Below are 4,213 nucleotides of genomic sequence, written 5' to 3' on the forward strand. Positions count from 1 at the left end.
GCCACGTCAACCGCGTCAAGATGCTCAAACGACAGATGTACGGCCGCGCCAACCCCGACCTCCTGCGCAAACGCGTCCTCCTCGCCGACTGACGAGGGTCAACCTCACGAAATTAGTGCCAGAGCCACGGTTCAGCCGGTGTTGACACCAGCTCACCACCCACTGACGCGCTACCAAGCATCTCCCGCGTAGACGGGAGTGCGAACTCGAAGCTTGCTGTGTGCTCCGAGGTCCTTCGGGCAGCGCTGTCCTCATTCTCATCGCGTCCGTTATACGTATAAAGCACCTTGAACCAGACCGCGCGCCCGGCTTCGTCTTCGTAGATCCCCCACTCTCGCGAAAGCCCGGCGACCAGTCTCAGACCCCGACCGCCTTCATCGCGAACGTCTTCGGAGACCCGGGGAGCGTTCTTTCCTCCCGCACGACGACATCCACGCGGACATGATCCCCGCGATCCGCAACAGAGAGTGTCACCGTTCCACCATGACGAGAATCCGAGTGTCTGATCGCATTGGTCACCAACTCCGAGACCAATAACGTTACGTCGTCCAGGGCCGGGTGCCCATCGCCTAACTTCTCTCCCACGAATTTCCGAGCCCGGGAGGCCGACTCGGGAATCGCGACCAGGTCGACCACCCCTAATAGGCCGTCTCCCGTCGGATTCACCCGAGAGGGCGAACCACTCATAGGATCTGTCACAGATCTCGCCTCCACCGTGCGATTCAGGGACTCGTCTGGCGATCGAACGCCTGCGTGCCCCGGTCATAATGGACTTGTCGCCGGACAGGCACGTGGCTCAAGGTCCGGTGTCAACCAGAAAAGCGCTGTGACGGGGCATAGCCCACAGCAGAAACAACGCGCGAACGATGCATCCGTGACGCATTGTGTCTCTTGACCTGCGTTGATGGCCGCTAGTCGGTTACGGTGAATGCCTCGCGGTCAGGAGGGCGGGCTATGGCTAGAAAACGCGTAAAACTCGCACAATTCCGTAAATCTGCAGGTTTTACCCAAGAAGCCTTGGCCGAGCATCTGGGTGTTGAGCGTTCCACGGTGGTCCGCTGGGAGACGGCCGAGACGGAACCACAACCGTGGATACGTCCGAAGCTTGCCCGTGCTCTTAGGGTCAGGGCCGGAGAACTGCAGATCCTCCTCGACGATGTGACGCACGTTCAGACTGAGCCGAGCGAACGTATGAACTACATCCTGCAAAATCCGGTGTCGGCTGATTTGATGGTCGTGGCTCACCTACACGAGCGTGCTCATCGACTTGACGAGTCCTATGATCAGACATCGTCGATCGCACTGCTCGGTGCAGCGGGTCAGGTACACGGACAGGTGACGTTCCTACGTGAACATGCCGCGAGTCCGCGCGTGCGACGCGCGCTTTACGAGGTGGAGGCCAGTTCGGCCACACTTATGGCGCAACTGGTCTGGGACGTGAGCCAAAGGCGCGACCACCGCGCGCCACTTGGCTACCTCGATGAGGCCGTGAGCGCTGCCCGTCATGTCGGAAACGCCTCCGTGGAGTCCTACGCCACGTTGCGCAAGAGCTTCGTCGCGCTTTATGGGGAGAAGAACACCATGAAGGGGCTGGCGCTTGCCCAGGCAGCAATCCAGATGGCGAAGTTCGCCAGCCCTTCGCTGACCGGGCTCAGCCAGCTCCACGTCGCCGAGGGATACGCCATGATCGGGGACCTCAAGGAGTGCGAGAGGGCACTGCGCAAGGCCGAGGCCCAGCTTGACCGTGTCAGTATCGATGACATGGCTGCGGAGTATTACACGCCGACCGAGTTCAACCGCCTGAGTGGATCGTGCTACCTCTTCCTTGATCTTCCTCAGCGCGCGGAACCGATTCTGCGGATCACAGCCAATGCCTTGGCGTCGAAGAAGAAGAGCCAAGCCATCGCGCTGGGCAACCTTACTCTGGCCCTCATACGGCAAAAGAAACTGGACGAGGCCGCCGCCACTATGCACTGCGCCATCGATGCGGTCGAGCTGACGCGCGGAGGTGGTGGGCTCAACCTGGCGTTCTCCGCTGGGCGGGAGTTGCGGCGGTGGGGGGCCGAGCCGTGGGCAAGGGAGATCAATGACCGCCTGCTTGCCCTGATGGTCGCGACCTAGGTACTGGTAGGACGTGACGGATGTCGAGCTGGCCAAAGAAGCCGTCCGGGACAAGGTCTGGCGGCGGTTGCTTGGTGAAGGAGTGGTGCCGCCGGACTCCTACGGGAAGATCCCGGGGTTCTACGGGGCGGAGGCCACGGCAGAGAGGGTGGCCGAGCTGGATTTCTGGCAGCGGGCATCGACCGTCAAGGCCAACCCGGATTGGGCGCAGCTCCCCGTACGGGTGCGTGCCCTGGAAGACGGCAAGCGGTTGTACATGGCCGTACCGAAGATGGCCGGCCTTCAACCGTTCTACCTACTCGACCCCGCCACCATCGCCGTATCCGTCGAGGAGGCGGCGACCAAGAAAGGCGCGGCCCGGTTCGCCCGCCGTGTCGGCGTCGAGGACATGCGGCCCATCGACCTGGTGGTGTGCGGCTGCGTCGCCGTCAACCGCTCCGGTGCTCGTATCGGCAAGGGAGCGGGATACTCCGACCTTGAGGTGGCACTGCTCATCGAAGCCGGCCTGGTGACAGGGGAGACAGTGATCGTCGCACCGGTTCACGCGCTTCAGGTCCTCGACGAGGACATCCCAGAGACCGGGCACGATTTTTCGGTGGATTACATCGTCACCCCTGATGAGGTGATTGCCTGCGCTGACCGGCGGCGGCCGAGTGGCATCGTTTGGAACGACCTGACGGCGGAGAAGATCGCCGCCATTCCGATCCTCGCTGTCCAACAGGAGCGCCGAGGACGTACCACCGGTACGGGATAACGCGGGATCAGGTCATTCGCCACGAATGCTCTTGCCGTGGCACCGCGTCCGTCGCTCTATAGGGCCGCTGTTCGCCGGTTCCGGAGCTTGGTGGGGGTCAGCCGGCAGGTTGTGGGGTGGGTTGGGTGCCGGAGTTGCGGGGGCGGGGGGTGGGGAGGAGGGGGCGGCACTTGTCCAGGGCCTTGGCGATCGCGGGGTCGCTGGTCTTCAGGTCGCGGATGCCGCTGTTCTCCGGGAGGTCGGCGCCGTTGTCCTTCATGCACGAACGGAACGCCTGGAGCGCCGAAGCGTCCACGCCGCCTCTGGGGCCGCGTCCCTGACCGAAACCGCCGCCTCTGGGCATCAGCGAGCGGCACGCGTCGAACGCCTTCTGCATTTCCGGCGACATTGTGCCGAAGCCCCCCGGTCTCCCGCTCGGCCGAGCTGACGGGGAACCGCTCGGACGAGCCGTGGGTGCCACCCGAGGGCGGCCAGTGGGCATGTTCACACCGTTCTTCCGCAAGCACTCGGTGAAAGCCGCACGCTGGTCACCAGACCCACTGGGCGTGGCCTGGGCACCGGTCGCGGCGGTCGAACCCCCACCGCAGCCGGAGGTCAGCAGGACGGCGGCTACAGCGGCGACGCCGAGTACACGGGGCAAAGCAGTCACAGGGTGAACTCCATCGGGAAACCGAGGGACTTTGGCGAGATCAATCACAGGCCACCAAACTCAGCACCACATGAGTCGGAGCTGAAATTAACCTGTCAACCTTCCTTGCCCCGCTTCACGTCCTACCGGCCACCCACCGCCCGAGGCGCCGGTCACCGTCTCCATGCGCCACCGTCTCACCGTCCCCAAGTACCTCCCGTCTCGGCGTCGAAATCTGAGCCCCGCGGTGGCTCGGGGAGGGGGCGATCCTCGAACTCGCGATGGCATCTATCCGTCGCCCGAGGGTGCGAGTACCTCGACGGGGGAGGGGTGGTTTCCCGCCACTCTGAAGGCCGCCACATGAGCGGTCAGCGATGGACCCGTGTACGAACGGCTTCGCCGCGCTACGTTGCACCGCCTTGGCGCCCGAGAGTGCGAAGTACCTCGATGGCGGGAGAGGGGTGGTCTTCCGTTACCCCGAAGACCACCACGTGAACGGTCACTGCGGATCGCGGTACACGGCGTCGGCTTCAGCGCGTCACGTCCCATTGTCTCGACGCCAGGTAAGCACCTCTACGAGGGCGAAAGCAGGGGGGTGCTGGGTGAAGTGGGCCGGTAGGCCCTGGGGAACTGTCCGAGCCGGAGGCGAGGGCCTTATTGGGGTTGGTGGGGGCCGGGTGGATTGTCGGGGTGTGATTGGGGGTTGGTGG

The 4,213-nt window shown here is 63.9% G+C and carries 3 protein-coding genes; 2 read left to right on the top strand and 1 reads right to left on the bottom strand.

All coding sequences use genetic code 11. The annotated features are described in order from the left end of the window. The first annotated feature begins 954 nt into the window (after positions 1-954). Positions 955-2,121, top strand: a complete 1,167-nt coding sequence (locus NYZ98_RS41095) for a helix-turn-helix domain-containing protein (RefSeq protein ID WP_262850954.1) — start codon at positions 955-957, stop codon at positions 2,119-2,121. 13 nt (positions 2,122-2,134) lie between these two features. Next, a complete protein-coding gene (locus NYZ98_RS41100; protein WP_262850959.1) occupies positions 2,135-2,875 on the top strand; it encodes a 5-formyltetrahydrofolate cyclo-ligase in 741 nt (246 codons plus the stop codon). 97 nt (positions 2,876-2,972) lie between these two features. On the opposite strand, the gene NYZ98_RS41105 is transcribed toward NYZ98_RS41100, so the two are convergent. After that, the gene (locus NYZ98_RS41105) at positions 2,973-3,251 is read right to left on the bottom strand and encodes a hypothetical protein (RefSeq protein WP_262850961.1); all 279 of its coding nucleotides are present in this window, start codon (positions 3,249-3,251) and stop codon (positions 2,973-2,975) included. Between the last annotated feature and the right edge of the window lie 962 nt (positions 3,252-4,213).

The sequence above is a fragment of the Sphaerisporangium corydalis genome (assembly GCF_025506355.1).
In the GTDB taxonomy this organism is placed as follows: Bacteria; Actinomycetota; Actinomycetes; order Streptosporangiales; family Streptosporangiaceae; genus Sphaerisporangium; species Sphaerisporangium corydalis.